Below are 18867 nucleotides of genomic sequence, written 5' to 3' on the forward strand. Positions count from 1 at the left end.
CCTTCGCGAGCAGGCCCGCTCCCACAGGGGTTATTTGCTGGGCTTCAGATCAGTAGTGATACCACTTCACCTCGAGCATGACTTCGGTTTCAGGCGTGGCCAGATGACTGAACTCGCGTTGCGCACTCAGGCGCAAACCAAGGTTGCGCGACAATTCCCACTGCTGATTCAGGCTCAGGCTACGGCGCACTTCGCCGTTGGTGAAGTAATCACCCTTGGCCTCCAGGCTCAGGTTGCCCAGCGGGTTTTTCCACAGTACGCCGCTGTTGAAGCCTGCGGCTGGCGCAATGAAACCGGCGAAGTCATTGTTGTGTTCGACACGTACCGTGCCCAGGGCAAACCCGAGCACATCTTCGCCCAACTGCCACGTACCACCGCCGCCACCGTTGACGTGGCTGACCAGGGTTTCGTCATCATGCTTGCCCGGCACACGCTCAAGGCCGCCGGTGACTTGCCACGACAATGGCTGCAACAACTCATTGCGCGGCGTCAGCGAGCGAATGGTCGCCAGATCCAGTTGCTGGAATTGCCAGTGGTTGCCTTCGTACTGGCGCAGCTTCATTTGCAGGATTTCGATCTGCGCGCCGAGCGGGAAACTTTCGGCGTTGTCGTTGAGGTCGTGATAGGCCATGCGCAAGCCGTATTCGCCGAACGCACGATCACCACGGGTGCCGAGACCGGCCTGCCAGGTGCGCGATTCGTGGCCGTCTTCAGGCAGGCCCGGTTGCGCAATGTCCAGTTCGGGGGCGGGGTTCTTGTTGATTGCCCGCAGCAGTTCGAAACTGCGTTGCGCTCGTTGCGGATCGCGCTCCTGGCCGTTGGCGCGGTAGCGTTCCAGGCGATAAGCCGCATCGATGATCAGCGCTTGGCGCTCGCGAGGCAGCGCTTTGAATGTCGGCTCTTGCAGTTGCTGTTGATCGGCGCTGACGTTCAGTACCCACGCCTGTTCGTCATCGGTCAAAGGCTCGGCGCGACTGAGCAGTTCACGTTCACGAGAGGGGCGGTATTGAATGCTTTCCACCAACCCGGCTTCTTTCACCGCTTTGACCGTGTCGGTGGGAATTGCCGTCAGCGGGAATTGTTCGGTCAGGCGCAAACTCGGTCGCGCGACCTGCAGCAATTCGAGCAAGCGGTAGGAGCAGTTTTCGTCGAAGAAGAAATAGTCGAACTGGATCTGTTTCAGTTCCCACACATGCTCGACCATGCGCGCGGTTTCTTCTTGCGTCAGATTGAGCCGGTACTCCCACAGATCGCGGTTTTCCAGGCTGCGGTATTCGGAGAGTTTTTCCTGATACGGCACCAGCGCAAACAGCCCCGGGTAGCCCCCCATCAAGCCTTTCCAGGCGTACAGAATGCTGTTGTCCGAACCTTCGATGTAGGCGCCGAAGTTGATGGCGTAACTGAGCAGCGAGGTCTTGTCGGTCTGCACGTCAGCCTGATCGATGCGCAGCAACGTGTGGCCGAACATCGATGACGGGCTGTTGAGATAAGCCGCGGGGAAGATCATCACCGCGCTGTGCGGCGAAACGTCCTTGAACCACTTTTTGTACTCGGCACACGCAGGCGTTGGCAGGTCGCTCAGGTTGAGTTGCGTTTTGAGCCAGCGCGTGCGGGCGGGGTAGACGCATTGCGCGTGCTGCTCGCCGAGGCTGGCCGGGGCGTACAGCGCTTGTACCGTGGCGGCCAGTTCATGGTCGGGATGTTCATTGCCATCGGGCGCGAGGAAGAATTTCTTGTCGCTGACATAGCTGCGCCAGCCGCCGAGCTTGGCGGTTTCGTAGTGGCCGAGGGAAATCCAGAAGCGGTCATTGGCCAGTTGCTGCAAACGTTGAGGATCGATGGTTGGCGCGGCGGACAGCGGGGCGCAGACACAGAGCGCCAGCCAGGCAAGGCGTTTGAGCATAGTCGGCAACTTAAACAGGAAAGAAAAAAAGACCCAAGGAGGGACGGGCCGAAAAAACAAAACCCGCTTCCCGAAAGAAGCGGGTGGGGTCGAGCTTAAGCCTGAGTGGCGTACTTGGCCAGACGTGGGTCTGACTTCAGAACGGCCAGGGTGTTGGTGTGCACGTCTTCAGCGGTCACGTCAGCCTTGCTGAAGATCTGCTGGAAGTGCTCGTGAGTGACGGCCGCGAAGTGCGCACGGTCTTGCGGCGCCACGCCCAGTACCACGGCATAAGTCGTCAGCGCTTCGCCGTTGCCTTTGGCCATGTCTTCGGACAGCTCGTTCATCATGCCATTCATGGCAATCCAGGATTTGCCGCCGTAGGTCAGCGATGCGTTGGTCGAGCAACCGTTGGTGCCGGACGTCATGCCGAAGGTAGCGTTACCGGACGTGCCGTTGGTGGTGGAAGCGAGGAAGTGAGCCGGGGTGCCACGCTGACCTTCGAACAGCATGTTGCCCCAACCGCAATCCGGGCCGCCCGGGGCTTGCGCCATTGCGTTGATGGATACAGCGGTGAAGAGAGTACCGAGAAGAATCCGTTTCATAGCTTTGTTCTCTTTGTGTGCATACCAATGGACAGGGTTCTGGCCCCCCAAGCTCTGTAGAAACAGATCCAAACGAAGCCAGTGGGCCGGTATTAGTTCCAGCCGCGCAGTTTGGAGTTTAGGCACGTTCCTGGGGTTCCGTGATTTTTTACAAAAGATTTGGCGATAACCCCGATTTCACAGGGGAGGGGGCGGGGGCGACCGGTTGTCTATGCTTTGTCATAGGGCGCGCCTTGCCAGTGGGGTACGGGCAGCGCCAGAATGCCGCTATCTGCCCCGCCTGATTGTTAAGGAAGCCCGATGCCTGATCCTGTTGCTGCCAGCCTGCGTATAGCGCCAGAAGCGCTGACCCGTCCGTTTTCCGCTGAACAGTTCAGCTTCACTACCACCAATGATCTGGAGCCCTTTCGCGGTGTGCTCGGCCAGGAACGTGCGGTCGAAGCCTTGCAGTTCGGTGTGGCCATGCCACGCCCCGGTTACAACGTATTCGTGATGGGCGAGCCCGGCACCGGTCGTTTCTCGTTCGTCAAACGCTACCTGAAAGCCGAAGGCAAACGCCTGCAGACCCCGGCGGACTGGGTCTATGTCAATAATTTCGACGAGCCTCGCGAGCCTCGCGTTCTGGAACTGCCATCGGGTACGGCCGGCTCGTTTATCGGTGACATCAACGGTTTGATCGACAACCTGCTGGCGACCTTCCCGGCCGTGTTCGAGCATCCGTCCTACCAGCAAAAGAAAAGCGCCATCGACCGGGCTTTCAACCAGCGCTACGACAAGGCCCTCGACATCATCGAGCGTCTGGCTCTGGAAAAAGACGTCGCCCTGTACCGCGACAGCAGCAACATCGCCTTCACGCCGATGCTCGACGGCAAGGCGCTGGATGAGGCTGAGTTTTCGCAATTGCCGGAAGCCGATCGCGAACGTTTTCACGATGACATCTCCGGTCTCGAAGAACGCCTGAACGAAGAACTCGCCAGCCTGCCGCAGTGGAAGCGTGAGTCGAACAACCAGCTGCGTCAGCTCAACGAAGAAACCATCACCCTGGCCTTGCAGCCGCTGTTGTCGCCGCTGTCGGAAAAATACGCGGAGAACGCCGCCGTCTGCGGTTACCTGCAAGCGATGCAGGTGTACCTGCTCAAAACCGTGGTCGAGCAACTGGTCGATGACAGCAAGACTGACGCCGTTGCGCGCAAACTGCTGGAGGAGCAATACGCACCGAGTCTGGTGGTCGGGCATCCGGCCAGCGGCGGCGCGCCAGTGGTATTCGAACCGCACCCGACTTACGAAAACCTGTTCGGTCGTATCGAATACACCACCGATCAGGGCGCGCTCTACACCACTTATCGCCAGTTGCGTCCAGGCGCGCTGCACCGTGCCAATGGCGGCTTCCTGATTCTTGAAGCGGAAAAAATGCTCAGCGAGCCATTCGTGTGGGATGCGCTCAAGCGCGCTCTGCAATCGCGCAAGCTGAAAATGGAATCGCCGCTGGGCGAGATGGGCCGCTTCGCCACCGTGACCCTCAACCCGCAGCACATTCCGTTGCAGGTCAAAGTCATCATCATCGGCGCACGTTCGCTGTATTACACGCTGCAAGACCTCGATCCGGACTTTCAGGAGATGTTCCGCGTCCTGGTCGACTTCGACGAAGACATTCCGATGGTCGACGAGAGCCTGGAGCAATTCGCCCAGTTGCTCAAAACCCGCACTTCTGAAGAAGGCATGGCGCCTTTGACCGCCGATGCGGTCGCGCGTCTGGCGACGTACAGCGCCCGTCTGGCCGAGCATCAGGGGCGTTTGTCGGCGCGAATCGGTGATTTGTTCCAGTTGGTCAGCGAGGCGGATTTCATCCGTCATCTGGCCGGCGATGAAATGACCGATGCCGGGCATATCGAGCGTGCGCTGAAAGCCAAGGCCACTCGCACCGGGCGTGTGTCGGCGCGAATTCTCGACGACATGCTCGCCGGGATCATCCTGATCGACACCGACGGGGCGGCGGTCGGCAAGTGTAACGGTTTGACCGTGCTGGAAGTCGGCGACTCGGCGTTCGGTGTGCCGGCGCGGATTTCCGCCACGGTGTATCCGGGCGGCAGCGGGATCGTCGACATCGAGCGCGAGGTCAACCTCGGCCAGCCGATTCACTCCAAGGGCGTGATGATCCTCACCGGCTATCTGGGCAGCCGTTATGCGCAGGAATTCCCGTTGGCGATTTCCGCGAGCATCGCGCTGGAGCAGTCCTACGGTTACGTTGATGGCGACAGTGCTTCGTTGGGCGAGGCCTGCACGTTGATTTCGGCGCTGTCGAAAACACCGCTCAAGCAATGCTTTGCGATCACCGGTTCCATCAACCAGTTCGGTGAAGTGCAAGCGGTCGGTGGGGTCAACGAGAAGATCGAAGGCTTCTTCCGCCTCTGCGAGGCACGCGGGCTGACCGGCGAGCAGGGCGCGATCATTCCCCAGGCCAACGTCGCCACCTTGATGCTCGACGAAAAAGTACTGGCGGCGGTGCGCGCCGGGCAGTTCCACGTTTACGCGGTGCGTCAGGCCGACGAGGCGCTGAGCCTGCTGGTTGGCGAGCCGGCCGGTGAACCGGATGCAGACGGTCAGTTCCCTGAAGGCAGCGTCAATGCGCGGGTGGTTGAGCGTCTGCGGGTGATTGCCGAGATGATCAGCGAAGAGGATTTGAAGGAGGCTGAGAAGGAACTGGCGCAAGAGGCGTTGGTAGAAGCCAAACCGGCGTAAACCTTAACCAGGTCAAAAACTGCAACGGCATCAAAACAATGGGAGGGGGCTTGCTCCCGGAGGCGCAGTATCAGCCAACGAATCTGTTGCCTGACACACTGCCTTCGGGAGCAAGCCCCTTCCCATATTTTTCAGGGTGCAGCCAATAGAAAGCGCCACTACTCTGGCGCCAATATTCACACAATGACCATTCGGCGCATTCTGGTTTCGTGCGGCTTGCGCGGCGAACTTTTCTTCTATTCTCAGTTCAAGGATATCGACAGTATCACTGGATCGAGCCAGTCCTCCCGTGAGGGCTGAATACCGGCTTCACCGAGGGTCGCCGCCATGTCGCGCAACCTCTGCCTCACCCGTCAATGCCTGGGTCTCGTGACCCGTATCGAATGTGTCATCAAACCGTTGGCCGGCGATACCGGCATGTGGACGCTGCTCTTCGCTGCCGGCATGGCCGGTGAACAACCTTCCGCTATCAAAGCCCAAGGCCCGTTCCACGGGCCAGTCGCCGCCGAGTCGATCCTCGACACCATCGTCGAAAGTCTGACGCTGCACGGCTATGAGCTCGCCGACGATCCGCAGATCTGGAGCCTGCACCTGCAAGCCCAGCTTCGGCAGATCAACGGGGGGCGCGGACGAAGTCTCAACAGTTAGAGCGCAGGGTCGGTCAACTGTGCTGGGTCGAGTTTGACCTCGAAGCCGTATTGCAGGGTGGTGAGGTCAGTTCGCTGATAGGTTTCCACGTGGGTTGGGCGGCCATAGAAGTAATGCACGCCGAACAACGCCGGGCCCTCTGCGCTCGCATCGTGGCTGACCGAGAGAATCTGCTTGAGATAGTTGCCGCTGTCGTCCTTGACGAAGAAGCGCCATTCGTTGGCCGGAAACTGTTTCAGGTCTACCACCAGCATGTTGTTCTTGATCTCCAGCCCCTTGGGCAAGGACTTGGCGTCGTACGCTTGCTTGGCCACCGTTGCCAGGAACAACGGCATCGAGCCTACGGCGATCGCTGGGGTTTGCGGGAACAGATTCAGATCGTAAGTGATCGTCGCTCGCAGCGGATCGACCTGATAGGCCTCGGGCGGCAGTTCGATCGGCTCATCGAGTTTGCCGTTGTGTTTCTCGGTGAAGAACGTCACCGGGCTGTCGCCGGGGTTGAAGTCGTCGCCGAGCAACTCGTCGTTGAAGGTGCGGCGATGGGAAAACTCGATGCGCGCGGCGCTCGGGTCTTCCACGGATTGGTGGACACGGATGCCGGCTTTCAACTGTTCTTCAGTCAGGCTCGCGCCCTTGAGCCAGTTCTCGGCCAGATCGTCATACACCACCACTGGCAGATCCAGCGGCTTGATGGCTTTGTCCGTGGTGTGCTGATGAAAGGCGCGAATGGGGAGATCGAGCGACTGGCGGGTGACGGTGGCGGATGAGAAGTCCAGCGCGCTGACCTCCAGCGTCTCGATCGGGCCATTGAAATAGACCTTGTTATAGCGCTGCGGGTGTTGTTGCTCGAAGGCTTGCTGATGGGCGCTGAGTTGCTTTTCCAGCGCGTCGCTCCAGGTTTTCTGTTGTTGCAGGTGCGCCAGTTGTTTTTCGTAGAAGGCTACTTGTTCCGGACTTTCATTGATTGAACCGGCGCGCACCAGGTATTGCCCGGTGGCGTCGCGGGCCTGAACGATCAAAGGATTGAGTTGCGAATCGGCGACTTGCGCTGGCAAGGGCAGGTTGTTGCTGAATTCGACTTCGGCGTAGTTCTTTCCAAGCTTCAGCAGTTTGACGCTCAGGTTGTCGTTGGTGCGAGTCTGGCCGACGTCCTTTTGCGTCAGGTCGAAGCTGTACAAGCGTCGCGGCGCGATGACTTCAACCTTGCCCTGCAGGCTCACCGGTTGCGGCTGACTTTTCTTGTCCACATCCAGACCTTCGATGAACGGGTAGGTTACGGTCAGGTCATCGGGGTTGGTGACGTTGGAACTGGACGGGCTGAGCTGAATACCGGGATCGGTTTCCGACCACTCGGGCTGGTAGGGGATGACGCGTTTGTTGCTCAACGTCACCGATTGCCATTCCACACGATGGGGAAACAGGAAGCCGCCGGGAATGTTGAGGTTGAACGGGAATACTGGCTGCAGGTCGGTGAGGTAATCGGAGCTCGCGTCCTTGTGCAGCACGAACAGGCCACTGATGAAGGTATCGACCAGCGCCTGCGGGGTCGGGTAGTGCTTGAGCACGCCGAGGGCGTCCTCGCCATATTCGGTGCGCAGTGGATTGCCTTCGAGTTTGAGCTGTGCCCGTTCAAGCAACAGCAGCGAGCCGCCGAGCTCGGTGACGGCGTCCTTGAGCTTCGGATCAGTGATGGCGTCGAGTGCCTGTTCGAACGTTGCCGTCTTTTCCTCAAGGCTGACTGCGTGCTTCTTGTCGCCGGGCGAGCAACCGCTCATCAATAGCACAAGGCACATTCCGGCAATCGTTATCGGCAATCGCACATCCATTTCCACGCGTCCTGTCCACTGTCACGGGGCTGTCATTGGCTTGGACACTAGCAGAAAAACTTTGGCACACACACGCAGGTGCCGGACTTGCGGGCAGTTTCTGGCTGTCCTCGGTGGCTGGTATACTCGCCGCCATTTTCCAGCCCCTTGTGTGAGATTCAATGGAACGCTTTATCGAAAACGCAATGTACGCCTCGCGCTGGCTGCTGGCGCCGATCTATATCGGGTTGTCCCTCGGGCTGCTGGCCTTGGCGTTGAAATTTTTCCAGGAAGTCATCCATATCCTGCCCAACGTGTTCTCGATGGCCGAGTCGGAGCTGATACTGGTGCTGCTGTCGCTGATCGACATGGCGCTGGTGGGCGGCCTCTTGGTGATGGTGATGATTTCCGGCTACGAGAACTTCGTCTCTGAACTGGACATCGACGAAGGCAAGGAAAAGCTCAGTTGGCTGGGAACCATGGACTCTTCCTCGTTGAAGATGAAAGTGGCAGCCTCGATCGTGGCGATTTCCTCGATCCACTTGCTACGGATCTTCATGGACGCCAAGAACGTCGATCCCGAACATCTGATGTGGTACGTGATCATCCACATGACGTTTGTCGTCTCGGCGTTCGCCATGGGCTACCTCGACAAGGTCACCAAACACTGATCAAGGTTTGAGCGCTGCAAAACACCGCCCGTCTGTTGCGAAACAGACGGGCGGTGTCGTTTGTGGCTTGTGCTTTGATGCGCGTGGGCCTATCCCTGTATAGATCCCGGCTCGCCATTGCGTGAGGTGTGTTCATGAACCTGCAAGAGTTGAATGCGTTTGCTATCGCCAGGAAGGTCGATGAACTGAACCTGATTTCCATGGAGGGCGGAATCTATCTGCTCGAAGCACGGATGCATGGGGCGGCGTATCCGTTAAGTGATCTCAAGGGCAACCTGTTGACGCTGCGATCGGTGGAGCATGCGCGGGATATGTTGCATAACTTCCCGGTGTTGCCGTTCAACCTCGTCCACACCTCGGTACACGATGAAATGTGTGGCCTTGGCGCCAGTGGCGAGGAAAGCCTCAAGGTGCCGATCGCCTGGCGCTCGGTCCTGTAGGCACTGCGTCCCATCGCCTGAGCATCTGTGCTAGTCTGCTCGCCCTTTTGGTTCCGGGCGCGCCGGGACGCGCTGTGCACGCACGGCAAGTCTTGTGGCCGTCCGCACAGCGGAGCAGTGTCATGTCCGAAGTAAATCTGTCCACCGACGAAACCCGCGTCAGCTACGGCATCGGCCGTCAGTTGGGTGACCAGTTGCGTGACAACCCGCCACCGGGCGTTAGCCTGGATGCCATCCTGGCCGGTCTGACCGACGCTTTCGCCGGTAAGCCAAGCCGTGTGGGTCAGGAAGAAATGTCCGCCAGCTTCAAGGTGATCCGCGAAATCATGCAAGCCGAAGCGGCTGCAAAAGCTGAAGCGGCTGCTGGCGAAGGCCTGGCGTTCCTGGCTGAAAACGCCAAGCGCGACGGCATCACCACTCTGGCTTCCGGCCTGCAATTCGAAGTACTGACTCAGGGTGAAGGCGCCAAGCCATCCCGTGAAGATCAAGTGCGTACGCACTACCACGGCACGCTGATCGACGGCACTGTGTTCGACAGCTCCTACGAGCGTGGTCAGCCAGCCGAATTCCCGGTCGGCGGCGTGATCGCTGGTTGGACCGAGGCCCTGCAACTGATGAATGCCGGCAGCAAATGGCGTCTGTACGTGCCGAGCGAACTGGCTTACGGCGCTCAAGGCGTTGGCAGCATCCCGCCGCACAGCGTTCTGGTATTCGACGTCGAGCTGCTGGACGTTCTGTAAGACCTGGCCTGTCCTTATGACAAGCTAATGTGGGAGCGGGCCTGCTCGCGAAGGCGTTCTTTGAGTCACACCTGGTGTTGCCTGAGACTCCATTTTCGCGGGCAAGCTCGCTCCCACGGTTTTATCGCGTTTCATACTTCAATCTTGTTGTGCATCTCACCGGTCGGGCGCAAGGCCCGGGCGTAGCAGAACAGGAACAGATTACGCACCAGCTCCTTTAATACCAGCGGCTCGCTGGAGTTCAGGCTGCTGACATCCAAATCCCCCTGATCCTGCAACTCATGCAGGGCTTCCTCCTCAAGCACTGCACAGACTTCACCGGTTTCCCGATGCAGGATTCTGAGGTACGGATGTGGGCGATCCAGCCAAGCGTCGATCAAATAAGTCATGGTTCTAATCTCCTTGAAGGGTTTCAATGAGAATAATTCTTATTCGTCAAATAGCAAGGGGCTATTGGCTGTTTCTGGTTTTTTCCGGGTAAAGGTTGTGTAAGGTCAAAACGGCTGGCGTATGGCTATTGCTTGGATTGATTGGGGCAGGGCGGGGAGGGAGAGACTCCATCCCACGGCTGGCGCGGGATGGATGACAGCGGATTCAGACTTTTCTGACGAACTCGGATTTGAGCTTCATCGGGCCAATGCCGTCGATCTTGCAGTCGATGTCATGGTCGCCATCGCACAGGCGGATGTTCTTGACCTTGGTGCCGACCTTGACCACCAGCGAGGTGCCCTTGACCTTCAAGTCCTTGATCACGGTGATGGTGTCGCCGTCCTGCAGGACGTTGCCGACCGAATCTTTCTTCACGGCATCATCAGAGGCCACTTCGGTATCGCCGCTGGCCGACCATTCATGGGCGCACTCGGGGCAAACCAGTTGAGTGCCGTCTTCGTAGGTGTATTCGGAATTGCATTTCGGGCAGGGTGGCAACGTGCTCACTAAGGCTCCTTGAGGGATGTGGTTCGCTAAAAGTCGCACATTGTATAGGGTTTTAACCGAGATAGGGCAGACAACAAAAAGCCGCAGGCTTCGAAGGAAGGCTGCGGCTCTTTGATTACGTGGCGATCAGTGTGTGCGGGCGACCGCAAACTCGCTCAGTTCAACCAGTGCGTCGCGGTATTCGCTGGCGGGCAGTGCATCGAGGCACTTGATCGCGCGGGCCACGTAATCGCGGGCCAGTTGCGCGGTGTACTCCAGCGAGCCGGAAGCTTGCACGGCCGCGCGGATGCTTTCCAGATCTTCGATTCCGCCTTTCTGGATCGCCTGACGCACCAGTGCAGCCTGCTCGGGCGTGCCTTCACGCATGGTGTAGATCAGCGGCAGGGTCGGCTTGCCTTCGGCCAGATCGTCACCGACGTTCTTGCCCAGGGTTTCAGCATCACCCTTGTAATCGAGCAAGTCGTCGACCAGTTGGAATGCCACGCCCAGATGATCACCGAAGGTGCGCAGGGCTTCGCTCTGCCCGGCGCTGGCACCGGCCAGCGCGGCGGCGCTGTGGGTCGAGGCTTCGAAGAGCATTGCGGTTTTGCCGCGAATGACTTCCATGTAGGTTTCTTCGGTGGTGCTGGCGTCGCGCACCTTGGACAGCTGCAACACTTCGCCTTCGGCGATGATGCGGGTGGCCTGGGACAGGATCTTCATCACTGGCATCGAGCCCAGTTCAACCATCATTTCGAACGAGCGCGAGTACAGGAAGTCGCCGACCAGCACGCTCGGAGCATTGCCCCACATGGCGTTGGCGGTTGAGCGGCCGCGGCGCATGCCGGACATGTCGACGACGTCGTCATGCAGCAGGGTGGCGGTGTGCAGGAATTCGATGGTGGCGGCCAGTAGACGCATATCGTCGCCTTCGCGACCCAGTGCCTTGCCACACAGCAACACCAATAAAGGACGCAGACGTTTGCCGCCGGCCGACGTGATGTAGTCGCCGATTTTCGATACCAGCGGTACTCGGGAAGTCAGCTGCTTCTTGATGATGCCGTCGACGGCGCTAAAATCGTCCGCCACCGCGCGGTAGAAAGCTTGGGGTTGCATCAGCGAGAGTCGCTCCAGAAGGGTTGCGCGGCATGCTAGGACCCCCATCCAGACCTGTCAAGGCACGATGGACGGCTACTTGCATGACCGCGGTAGCTTGCGTACAATCGCGCACCCTGAACTTCCTGGGCAGCACCTGCCTTACGCAATTGCACTTGGGCCGTTCCAGCCCCATGCAGCCATGCCAGCCAATACCTCTTCTTATAAAGAGCTGGGTGAGCAGGATTATCGGAGAAATACCATGTACGCAGTAATCGTTACCGGCGGTAAGCAATACAAGGTCGCTGAGGGTGAATACCTGAAGATCGAAAAACTGGAAATCGCTACTGGCGAGTCCGTGACTTTTGACCGCGTTCTGCTGGTCGCCAATGGCGACGACGTGAACATCGGCGCACCTGTTGTTGCTGGCGCAACCGTCAAGGCTGAAGTGATCTCCCAAGGTCGTCACGATAAAGTCCGCATCATCAAGTTCCGTCGCCGTAAGCACCACATGAAGCGTATGGGCCACCGCCAGTGGTTCACCGAGATCAAAATCACCGGTATTCAGGCTTAATTACAGCCTAATTCCTCACTAGGAGAATTGAACTCATGGCACACAAAAAAGCTGGTGGTAGTACCCGTAACGGTCGCGACTCAGAAGCCAAACGCCTTGGCGTGAAGATGTATGGCGGCCAGGTCATCAAGGCCGGCAACATCATCGTGCGTCAGCGCGGCACCCAATTCCACGCCGGTTACGGCGTTGGCATGGGTAAAGATCACACCCTCTTCGCCAAAATCGAAGGCGTGATCAAGTTTGAAGTAAAAGGCGCCTTCGGTCGTCGTTACGTGAGCGTAATCGCGGCCTAATCGCGAGATCGCTGGAAGAGCCCTGTCTTGCGACGGGGCTTTTTCGTTTGTGGGGTGAGTCTCTTGCAAAGCTGTTTGTATGGGCTGTCGGCGTGCGAAGCAGGTCGTGTTTTGGGGTCGCTGCGCTCATTTTTGCAAGAGTCTTATGTCTTGATTGTTTTTCGGCTCGTCCGTACGGCGAGAGGCGTTGGTTATGAAGTTTGTTGATGAAGTATCGATTCGCGTAAAGGCTGGTGATGGCGGTAATGGCGCCATGAGTTTCCGTCGGGAAAAGTTCATCGAGAACGGTGGTCCGAACGGTGGTGATGGTGGTGATGGTGGTTCCATCTACATGATGGCCGACGAAAACCTCAACACCCTGGTGGACTACCGTTACACCCGGCATTTCGATGCTGAGCGTGGCTCCAATGGTGGCAGCACCGACTGCACCGGCAAAAAGGGTGAAGACCTGATCCTGCGTGTTCCGGTCGGTACGACCGTGATCGACTCCGGGACTCAGGAGGTCATTGGTGACCTGACCAAGGCTGGCCAGAAGTTGATGGTCGTGCAGGGCGGTTGGCACGGTCTGGGCAATACCCGTTTCAAATCCAGTACCAACCGTGCGCCGCGCCAGACCACGCCGGGCAAGCCGGGCGAGCAGCGCGACCTGAAGCTGGAAATGAAAGTGTTGGCCGACGTAGGTCTGCTGGGCTTGCCGAATGCCGGTAAAAGTACCTTTATCCGTTCGGTTTCGGCCGCCAAGCCGAAGGTCGCCGATTACCCGTTCACCACGTTGGTCCCGAACCTGGGTGTGGTCAGCGTCGATCGCTGGAAGAGCTTCGTCATTGCCGACATCCCGGGCTTGATCGAAGGCGCTTCCGACGGTGCCGGCCTGGGGATTCGCTTCCTCAAGCACTTGGCGCGTACGCGTCTGTTGCTGCACCTCGTGGACATGGCGCCGCTGGATGACACCAGTGCGCCGGATGCGGCTGAGGTCATCGTCAATGAGCTGATCAAGTTCAGTCCGTCCCTGGCTGAGCGTGACCGTTGGTTGGTGCTGAACAAGTGCGACCAGATCCTTGAGGAGGAGCACGATGCTCGCGTCAAGGAGATCGTTGATCGTCTGGAGTGGACAGGTCCGGTCTACGTGATCTCGGCAATTGCCAAGATCGGTACGGAGCGTCTGTGCCACGACATCATGCGTTACATGGAAGATCGTGCCGATCGCCTTGCTGCCGACCCGGCTTACAAGGAAGAACTGGCCGATCTCGATCAGCGCATTGAAGACGAAGCCCGCGCGCAGTTGCAGGCGCTGGATGACAAGCGTGCCCTGCGTCGCAGTGGCGTGAAGTCGGTCCACGACATCGGCGACGATGATTGGGATGAAGAAGACGTGGATGACGAAGACGGTCCGGAAATCATTTACGTGCGTGACTGATTCGTTGCAGTAAACTTAAGCGCCGCTCAATCGAGCGGCGTTTTAGTATCTGGAAATCGATCGTTGGTCACCAATAGCCACGATTAACGTCACGGGCAGTGCCAGGTCGCGCTGTCCTCAAGCTAAGGTTGAAGATGATGCGGAGCAAGGTGACAGGTGCGCAGCGTTGGGTCGTGAAGATCGGCAGCGCTTTGCTGACAGCTGATGGCAAAGGGCTGGATCGCGCGGCAATGAGTGTCTGGGTCGAGCAGATGGTGGCCCTGCATGAGGCGGGTGTCGAGTTGGTGCTGGTGTCTTCCGGGGCGGTGGCGGCCGGCATGAGCCGTCTGGGCTGGACCGCACGACCCAGTGCGATGCACGAGCTTCAGGCTGCGGCGGCAATCGGTCAGATGGGCTTGGTGCAGGCTTGGGAATCAAGCTTTGCCGAGCATGGTCGGCACACCGCGCAGATTCTCCTGACTCACGACGACCTCTCTGACCGCAAGCGCTATCTGAATGCCCGCAGCACCTTGCGTGCGCTGGTCGAGCTGAAAGTCATTCCGGTGATCAACGAGAACGACACCGTGGTCACTGATGAAATCCGTTTTGGCGACAACGACACGCTGGCGGCGTTGGTGGCCAACCTGGTCGAGGCTGATCTGCTGGTGATCCTGACGGATCGCGATGGCATGTTCGATGCTGATCCGCGCAACAATCCCGATGCTCAGTTGATTTACGAGGCGCGTGCCGATGATCCGGGCCTGGATGCGGTGGCGGGCGGTACAGGTGGCGCGCTTGGGCGTGGTGGTATGCAAACCAAGCTGCGTGCGGCGCGTCTGGCGGCTCGTTCCGGCGCACACACCATCATCGTGGGTGGGCGTCTTGAGCGTGTGCTTGATCGCTTGAAGGCGGGTGAGCGTATCGGCACGTTGTTGTCGCCTGAGCGCGGCATGCTGGCGGCGCGTAAGCAGTGGTTGGCAGGGCACCTGCAAACCCGTGGTACGTTGGTGTTGGATGATGGTGCGGTGTCGGCGCTGTCCCGGGGTAACAAGAGTCTGTTGCCGGTGGGTGTGAAACTGGTGCAGGGGAGTTTCCGGCGCGGTGAAATGGTGGTTTGCGTGGCGCCGGATGGTCGTGAGATCGCTCGTGGCCTGGCCAACTACAGTGCGCTGGAGGCGCAAAAAATCATCGGTCAATCGTCGGATGCGATTGTCGGTTTGCTCGGTTACATGGCTGAACCTGAACTGGTTCACCGTGACAATCTGATTTTGGTGTAAGGAAAACTCATGCGCGTAGCAAAAGGATTGTTGGGTCTGTTGATGGTGTTGCCATTGCTGGCTTCGGCTGAAGAAATTGGTCAGGTGTCGACAGTGTTCAAGTTTGTCGGTCCGAACGACCGGATCGTGGTCGAGGCTTTCGATGATCCGAAAGTCGAGGGTGTGACCTGTTACCTCTCGCGCGCCAAGACGGGTGGCGTGAAGGGTGGCTTGGGGCTGGCTGAAGATCGTGCCGAGGCATCGATTGCTTGTCGTCAGGTCGGTTCGATCAAGTTCAAGGGCGAGCTTAAGGATGGCGAAGAGGTGTTCAAGGAGCGCACTTCGCTGGTATTCAAAACCATGCAAGTGGTGCGTTTCCTCGATAAGAAGCGCAATACGCTGGTGTACCTGGTCTATAGCGATCGCTTGATCGAGGGCAGTCCGCAGAATGCGGTGACGGCGATCCCGATTTTGCCGTGGATGCCGGCCGGGCAGTAAAAGCGTCAATCTAAATGTGGGGGCGGGCTTGCTCGCGAAGATGTCGTGTCAGTTGCTGGGTATGTCAGCTGACAGATTGCATTCGCGAACAAGCCTGCTCCCACATTTTTTCTGCCTTTATCAAATTACAGGCAATAAAAAACCGACCCTAAGGTCGGCTTTTTAATGACTACGTCGATTAAGCAGCAGTTTTCAGTGCTTTGACGTGGCCATTCAGACGGCTCTTATGACGAGCAGCCTTGTTCTTGTGGATGATGCCTTTATCGGCCATACGGTCGATAACTGGCACAGCCAGAACGTATGCAGCTTGAGCTTTTTCAGCGTCTTTTGCGTCGATGGCTTTAACTACATTCTTGATGTAGGTACGAACCATGGAACGCAGGCTGGCGTTGTGGCTGCGACGCTTCTCAGCCTGTTTTGCACGTTTTTTGGCGGAAGGTGAGTTGGCCACCGTCGAGCTCCTCGAAAGACTTTTTAGGAAATAGCAAACAAAATAGGCCGCGAATCATGCCGATGAAGAGATGTCTTGTCAAGGGCGCTTGAAACGTTCCGCTAAGTGGTAGGTATAAAGAGGCGGGATATTTATTTCCGGCGCTTGACCTGTAAACTCGCGAGCTTTGGCTCTGTGCTGTTGCGGCGCAGAGTATCGCACAAGTAGGCGCATTGTTCGCCTGCTGTTTATCGACAGGCACAAATTCCCTCAATGAATCTGCTCAAATCGTTGGCCGCCGTCAGCTCTATCACGATGCTTTCGCGGGTTCTCGGGTTCGTCCGTGACACGCTCATCGCCCGTATATTCGGGGCCGGGATGGCGACGGACGCCTTCTTTATTGCCTTCAAGCTGCCTAATCTGCTTCGGCGAATCTTCGCGGAGGGTGCGTTCTCTCAGGCTTTTGTGCCGATTCTGGCCGAATACAAAAGCCAGAAAGGCGAGGAGGCGACGCGCACCTTTATTGCTTACGTGTCGGGGTTGCTGACCTTGGTGCTGGCGCTGGTAACGGCGCTGGGCATGATCGCCGCGCCGTGGGTGATCTGGGCGACAGCTCCCGGTTTTACCGACACGCCGGAAAAATTCCAGCTGACCTCAGACCTTTTGCGGGTGACCTTTCCTTACATATTGCTGATCTCCCTGTCCTCGCTGGCTGGTGCGATCCTCAATACCTGGAACCGTTTCTCGGTGCCGGCATTCGTACCGACCCTGCTCAACGTCAGCATGATCGTGTTTGCGCTGTTCCTGACGCCATACTTCGATCCGCCAGTCATGGCCTTGGGCTGGGCGGTGCTGGTGGGCGGTCTGGCGCAGTTGCTTTATCAACTGCCGCACCTGAAGAAGATCGGCATGTTGGTCCTGCCGCGCCTGAATTTGCGCGATACCGGCGTCTGGCGAGTGATGAAGCAGATGCTGCCGGCGATCCTGGGGGTGTCGGTCAGTCAGATTTCGCTGATTATCAACACGATCTTCGCCTCGTTTCTGGTCGCAGGTTCGGTGTCGTGGATGTATTACGCTGACCGCTTGATGGAGTTGCCGTCCGGCGTGCTGGGTGTGGCGTTGGGTACCATCCTGCTGCCGACCTTGGCCAAAACCTACGCCAGCAAGGATCGCCACGAATATTCGCGGATTCTCGACTGGGGGCTTCGTCTGTGCTTTGTGCTGGTGCTGCCGTGCTCGCTGGCGCTGGGGATTCTCGCCGAGCCGTTGACCGTTTCGTTGTTCCAGTACGGCCAGTTCAGTGGCTTTGATGCTGAAATGACCCAGCGCGCGTTGATTGCCTATTCGGTGGGCCTGCTCGGGATCATCGTGATCAAAGTGCTGGCCCCGGGTTTTTATGCGCAACAGAACATTCGCACTCCGGTGAAAATCGCAATTTTCACGCTGATCGTCACGCAACTGTTCAACCTTGTTTTGATTGGTCCGTTGGCTCACGCCGGCCTGGCGTTGGCGATCAGTGCCGGCGCCTGCCTGAATGCCGGGTTGCTGTTCTATCAACTGCGCAAACAGCAGATGTACCAGCCGCAGCCAGGCTGGGCCAGGTTCGGCTTCAAACTGGTGGTGGCGGTGGCGGTGATGTCGGCGGTGTTGTTGATTGGCATGCATTTCATGCCAGCCTGGGATCAGGGGCACATGCTTGAACGCTTCCTGCGTCTGGGGGCCTTGGTGGCAGCCGGCGTAGTTGCGTATTTTGGTATGTTGCTGCTGCTCGGTTTTCGTCTGCGCGACTTCAATCGCAAAGCCTTGAGCTGAGGTTTTACCCTTTATGAGTGGGCACGGGCCGGCAGTTTTGTCGGCTCGATCACTTTGCGTTACGGTGTTGCCTGTCGTCGGCCGTCGGGTGTGGTTATAATCGACCACTTTATGAGCAAGAAGCGCGTTATGCAGCTGGTTCGAGGCCTCCACAACTTGCGCCCCCAGCATCGGGGCTGCGTCGCCACTATTGGCAACTTTGACGGTGTTCACCGTGGTCACCAGGCTATCCTGGCCCGACTGCGTGAGCGTGCGCTCGAGTTGGGCGTACCCAGCTGCGTGGTGATTTTCGAGCCGCAGCCACGGGAATTTTTTGCGCCCGAGACCGCGCCGGCGCGTCTGGCCCGGCTACGCGACAAGCTGCAACTGCTGGCGGCCGAAGGTGTTGACCGGGTGTTATGCCTGGCCTTCAACCAGCGTCTGAGCAAGCTCAGCGCCAGTGAGTTCGTCGACACCATTCTGGTAGACGGCCTCGGCGTACAGCATCTGGAGGTCGGTGATGACTTCCGCTTCGGCTGCGACCGCCTCGGTGATTTCGATTTCCTGTTGCAGGCCGGGCAGGTCCACGGTTTTAGCGTCGAAGCTGCACAAACCGTCGAGCTGGACGGCATTCGCGTCAGCAGCACTCAGGTGCGCAACGCATTGGCCGCCGCCGATTTTGCCCTGGCCGAACGCTTGCTCGGCCGCCCTTACCGCATCGTCGGTCGCGTGCTGCATGGCCAGAAACTGGCCCGGCAACTGGGGACGCCCACTGCCAATATTCAACTCAAGCGTCGTCGCGTGCCGTTTACCGGGGTGTATCTGGTGGATGTGGATATCGACGGCAAGACCTGGCCCGGCGTCGCCAATATCGGCGTGCGGCCCACGGTGCAAGGTGATGGCAAGGCCCACCTTGAAGTCCATCTTTTAGATTTTGCCGGCGATCTGTATGACCGGCGTTTGACGGTGGTTTTCCACCAAAAGCTGCGTGAAGAGCAGCGATTTGCCTCCCTGGAGGCGCTGAAAACGGCGATCAATGCGGATGTCGCCACCGCCCGTGCACTAGCCACACCTAGCGCCCATCGCTAA

The 18867-nt window shown here is 58.4% G+C and carries 19 protein-coding genes; 12 read left to right on the forward strand and 7 right to left on the reverse strand.

All coding sequences use genetic code 11. The annotated features are described in order from the left end of the window. Positions 1-49 precede the first annotated feature (49 nt). Together AACY50_RS01030 and AACY50_RS01035 are read right to left on the reverse strand one after the other, a co-directional pair. Positions 50-1903 carry an Lnb N-terminal periplasmic domain-containing protein gene (locus AACY50_RS01030; RefSeq protein ID WP_339466268.1) on the reverse strand — a complete coding sequence of 618 codons (1854 nt, stop codon included), beginning with the start codon at positions 1901-1903 and terminating at the stop codon, positions 50-52. A 95-nt stretch (positions 1904-1998) separates the two neighbouring features. After that, on the reverse strand, positions 1999-2487 hold the full coding sequence (locus tag AACY50_RS01035) for a DUF3015 domain-containing protein (RefSeq protein WP_221730112.1): 489 nt from the start codon (positions 2485-2487) through the stop codon (positions 1999-2001). Positions 2488-2787: 300 nt separating this feature from the next. On the opposite strand from AACY50_RS01035, the gene AACY50_RS01040 reads away from it, so the two are divergent. Together AACY50_RS01040 and AACY50_RS01045 are read left to right on the forward strand one after the other, a co-directional pair. Then, positions 2788-5226 (forward strand): Lon protease family protein, encoded by a 2439-nt coding sequence (locus AACY50_RS01040; RefSeq protein WP_339432760.1) that lies wholly within the window; start codon positions 2788-2790, stop codon positions 5224-5226. A gap of 327 nt (positions 5227-5553) precedes the next feature. Then, entirely contained in the window at positions 5554-5874 is a 321-nt protein-coding gene (locus AACY50_RS01045) for a PA4575 family protein (protein ID WP_339432761.1), read from the forward strand. Here AACY50_RS01045 and AACY50_RS01050 read toward each other — a convergent pair. Further along, on the reverse strand, positions 5871-7700 hold the full coding sequence (locus tag AACY50_RS01050; protein WP_339466269.1) for a hypothetical protein: 1830 nt from the start codon (positions 7698-7700) through the stop codon (positions 5871-5873). The genes AACY50_RS01045 and AACY50_RS01050 overlap by 4 nt on opposite strands. A gap of 161 nt (positions 7701-7861) precedes the next feature. Between AACY50_RS01050 and AACY50_RS01055 the strand changes: the two genes are divergently transcribed. The 3 genes from AACY50_RS01055 to AACY50_RS01065 all read left to right on the forward strand — a co-directional run bounded on the left by AACY50_RS01055 (position 7862) and on the right by AACY50_RS01065 (position 9530). After that, the gene (locus AACY50_RS01055) at positions 7862-8350 is read left to right on the forward strand and encodes a TIGR00645 family protein (protein WP_339432762.1); all 489 of its coding nucleotides are present in this window, start codon (positions 7862-7864) and stop codon (positions 8348-8350) included. Positions 8351-8484: 134 nt separating this feature from the next. Then, a complete protein-coding gene (locus AACY50_RS01060) occupies positions 8485-8790 on the forward strand; it encodes a DUF6482 family protein (protein ID WP_339432763.1) in 306 nt (101 codons plus the stop codon). A gap of 122 nt (positions 8791-8912) precedes the next feature. After that, entirely contained in the window at positions 8913-9530 is a 618-nt protein-coding gene (locus tag AACY50_RS01065; protein WP_221730107.1) for an FKBP-type peptidyl-prolyl cis-trans isomerase, read from the forward strand. A gap of 131 nt (positions 9531-9661) precedes the next feature. On the opposite strand, the gene AACY50_RS01070 is transcribed toward AACY50_RS01065, so the two are convergent. The 3 genes from AACY50_RS01070 to AACY50_RS01080 all read right to left on the reverse strand — a co-directional run bounded on the left by AACY50_RS01070 (position 9662) and on the right by AACY50_RS01080 (position 11561). Continuing rightward, positions 9662-9919, reverse strand: coding sequence for a PA4570 family protein (locus tag AACY50_RS01070; RefSeq protein WP_221730106.1), 258 nt, complete (start codon positions 9917-9919; stop codon positions 9662-9664). A gap of 205 nt (positions 9920-10124) precedes the next feature. Then, a complete protein-coding gene (locus tag AACY50_RS01075; protein ID WP_339432764.1) occupies positions 10125-10466 on the reverse strand; it encodes a zinc ribbon domain-containing protein YjdM in 342 nt (113 codons plus the stop codon). A 126-nt stretch (positions 10467-10592) separates the two neighbouring features. Further along, a complete protein-coding gene (locus tag AACY50_RS01080; protein WP_339432765.1) occupies positions 10593-11561 on the reverse strand; it encodes a polyprenyl synthetase family protein in 969 nt (322 codons plus the stop codon). A gap of 241 nt (positions 11562-11802) precedes the next feature. Between AACY50_RS01080 and rplU the strand changes: the two genes are divergently transcribed. From rplU to AACY50_RS01105, 5 genes are all read left to right on the forward strand, one after another. Continuing rightward, positions 11803-12114, forward strand: coding sequence for a 50S ribosomal protein L21 (gene rplU / locus AACY50_RS01085; RefSeq protein WP_007924746.1), 312 nt, complete (start codon positions 11803-11805; stop codon positions 12112-12114). 35 nt (positions 12115-12149) lie between these two features. Next, the gene (gene rpmA / locus AACY50_RS01090; protein ID WP_016773121.1) at positions 12150-12407 is read left to right on the forward strand and encodes a 50S ribosomal protein L27; all 258 of its coding nucleotides are present in this window, start codon (positions 12150-12152) and stop codon (positions 12405-12407) included. A 193-nt stretch (positions 12408-12600) separates the two neighbouring features. Continuing rightward, positions 12601-13824 carry an Obg family GTPase CgtA gene (cgtA, locus tag AACY50_RS01095; protein WP_339493856.1) on the forward strand — a complete coding sequence of 408 codons (1224 nt, stop codon included), beginning with the start codon at positions 12601-12603 and terminating at the stop codon, positions 13822-13824. Between the two features lie 137 nt (positions 13825-13961). Then, the gene (gene proB / locus AACY50_RS01100; protein WP_339432817.1) at positions 13962-15080 is read left to right on the forward strand and encodes a glutamate 5-kinase; all 1119 of its coding nucleotides are present in this window, start codon (positions 13962-13964) and stop codon (positions 15078-15080) included. A 9-nt stretch (positions 15081-15089) separates the two neighbouring features. Continuing rightward, positions 15090-15557 carry a CreA family protein gene (locus AACY50_RS01105; protein ID WP_221730102.1) on the forward strand — a complete coding sequence of 156 codons (468 nt, stop codon included), beginning with the start codon at positions 15090-15092 and terminating at the stop codon, positions 15555-15557. A 178-nt stretch (positions 15558-15735) separates the two neighbouring features. Here AACY50_RS01105 and rpsT read toward each other — a convergent pair whose 3' ends face one another. Continuing rightward, positions 15736-16008 (reverse strand): 30S ribosomal protein S20, encoded by a 273-nt coding sequence (gene rpsT / locus AACY50_RS01110; protein ID WP_166216506.1) that lies wholly within the window; start codon positions 16006-16008, stop codon positions 15736-15738. 252 nt (positions 16009-16260) lie between these two features. On the opposite strand from rpsT, the gene murJ reads away from it, so the two are divergent. Beyond that, positions 16261-17799: a murein biosynthesis integral membrane protein MurJ gene (gene murJ, locus AACY50_RS01115; RefSeq protein ID WP_339432767.1), complete on the forward strand. Its 1539-nt coding sequence runs from the start codon at positions 16261-16263 to the stop codon at positions 17797-17799. A 129-nt stretch (positions 17800-17928) separates the two neighbouring features. Then, positions 17929-18867, forward strand: coding sequence for a bifunctional riboflavin kinase/FAD synthetase (gene ribF / locus AACY50_RS01120; RefSeq protein WP_339538053.1), 939 nt, complete (start codon positions 17929-17931; stop codon positions 18865-18867).

Origin of the sequence: Pseudomonas sp. RA_15y_Pfl2_54 (assembly GCF_963971015.1) — a bacterium.
Classification (GTDB): Bacteria; Pseudomonadota; Gammaproteobacteria; order Pseudomonadales; family Pseudomonadaceae; genus Aquipseudomonas; species Aquipseudomonas baetica_A.

Coding starts and splice junctions, on each gene's coding strand:
- AACY50_RS01030 (WP_339466268.1), bottom strand. CDS start 1,903: ATGCTCAAACGCCTTGCCTGGCTGGCGCTCTGTGTCTGCGCCCCGCTG.
- AACY50_RS01035 (WP_221730112.1), bottom strand. CDS start 2,487: ATGAAACGGATTCTTCTCGGTACTCTCTTCACCGCTGTATCCATCAAC.
- AACY50_RS01040 (WP_339432760.1), top strand. CDS start 2,788: ATGCCTGATCCTGTTGCTGCCAGCCTGCGTATAGCGCCAGAAGCGCTG.
- AACY50_RS01045 (WP_339432761.1), top strand. CDS start 5,554: ATGTCGCGCAACCTCTGCCTCACCCGTCAATGCCTGGGTCTCGTGACC.
- AACY50_RS01050 (WP_339466269.1), bottom strand. CDS start 7,700: ATGGATGTGCGATTGCCGATAACGATTGCCGGAATGTGCCTTGTGCTA.
- AACY50_RS01055 (WP_339432762.1), top strand. CDS start 7,862: ATGGAACGCTTTATCGAAAACGCAATGTACGCCTCGCGCTGGCTGCTG.
- AACY50_RS01060 (WP_339432763.1), top strand. CDS start 8,485: ATGAACCTGCAAGAGTTGAATGCGTTTGCTATCGCCAGGAAGGTCGAT.
- AACY50_RS01065 (WP_221730107.1), top strand. CDS start 8,913: ATGTCCGAAGTAAATCTGTCCACCGACGAAACCCGCGTCAGCTACGGC.
- AACY50_RS01070 (WP_221730106.1), bottom strand. CDS start 9,919: ATGACTTATTTGATCGACGCTTGGCTGGATCGCCCACATCCGTACCTC.
- AACY50_RS01080 (WP_339432765.1), bottom strand. CDS start 11,561: ATGCAACCCCAAGCTTTCTACCGCGCGGTGGCGGACGATTTTAGCGCC.
- rplU (WP_007924746.1), top strand. CDS start 11,803: ATGTACGCAGTAATCGTTACCGGCGGTAAGCAATACAAGGTCGCTGAG.
- rpmA (WP_016773121.1), top strand. CDS start 12,150: ATGGCACACAAAAAAGCTGGTGGTAGTACCCGTAACGGTCGCGACTCA.
- cgtA (WP_339493856.1), top strand. CDS start 12,601: ATGAAGTTTGTTGATGAAGTATCGATTCGCGTAAAGGCTGGTGATGGC.
- proB (WP_339432817.1), top strand. CDS start 13,962: ATGCGGAGCAAGGTGACAGGTGCGCAGCGTTGGGTCGTGAAGATCGGC.
- AACY50_RS01105 (WP_221730102.1), top strand. CDS start 15,090: ATGCGCGTAGCAAAAGGATTGTTGGGTCTGTTGATGGTGTTGCCATTG.
- murJ (WP_339432767.1), top strand. CDS start 16,261: ATGAATCTGCTCAAATCGTTGGCCGCCGTCAGCTCTATCACGATGCTT.
- ribF (WP_339538053.1), top strand. CDS start 17,929: ATGCAGCTGGTTCGAGGCCTCCACAACTTGCGCCCCCAGCATCGGGGC.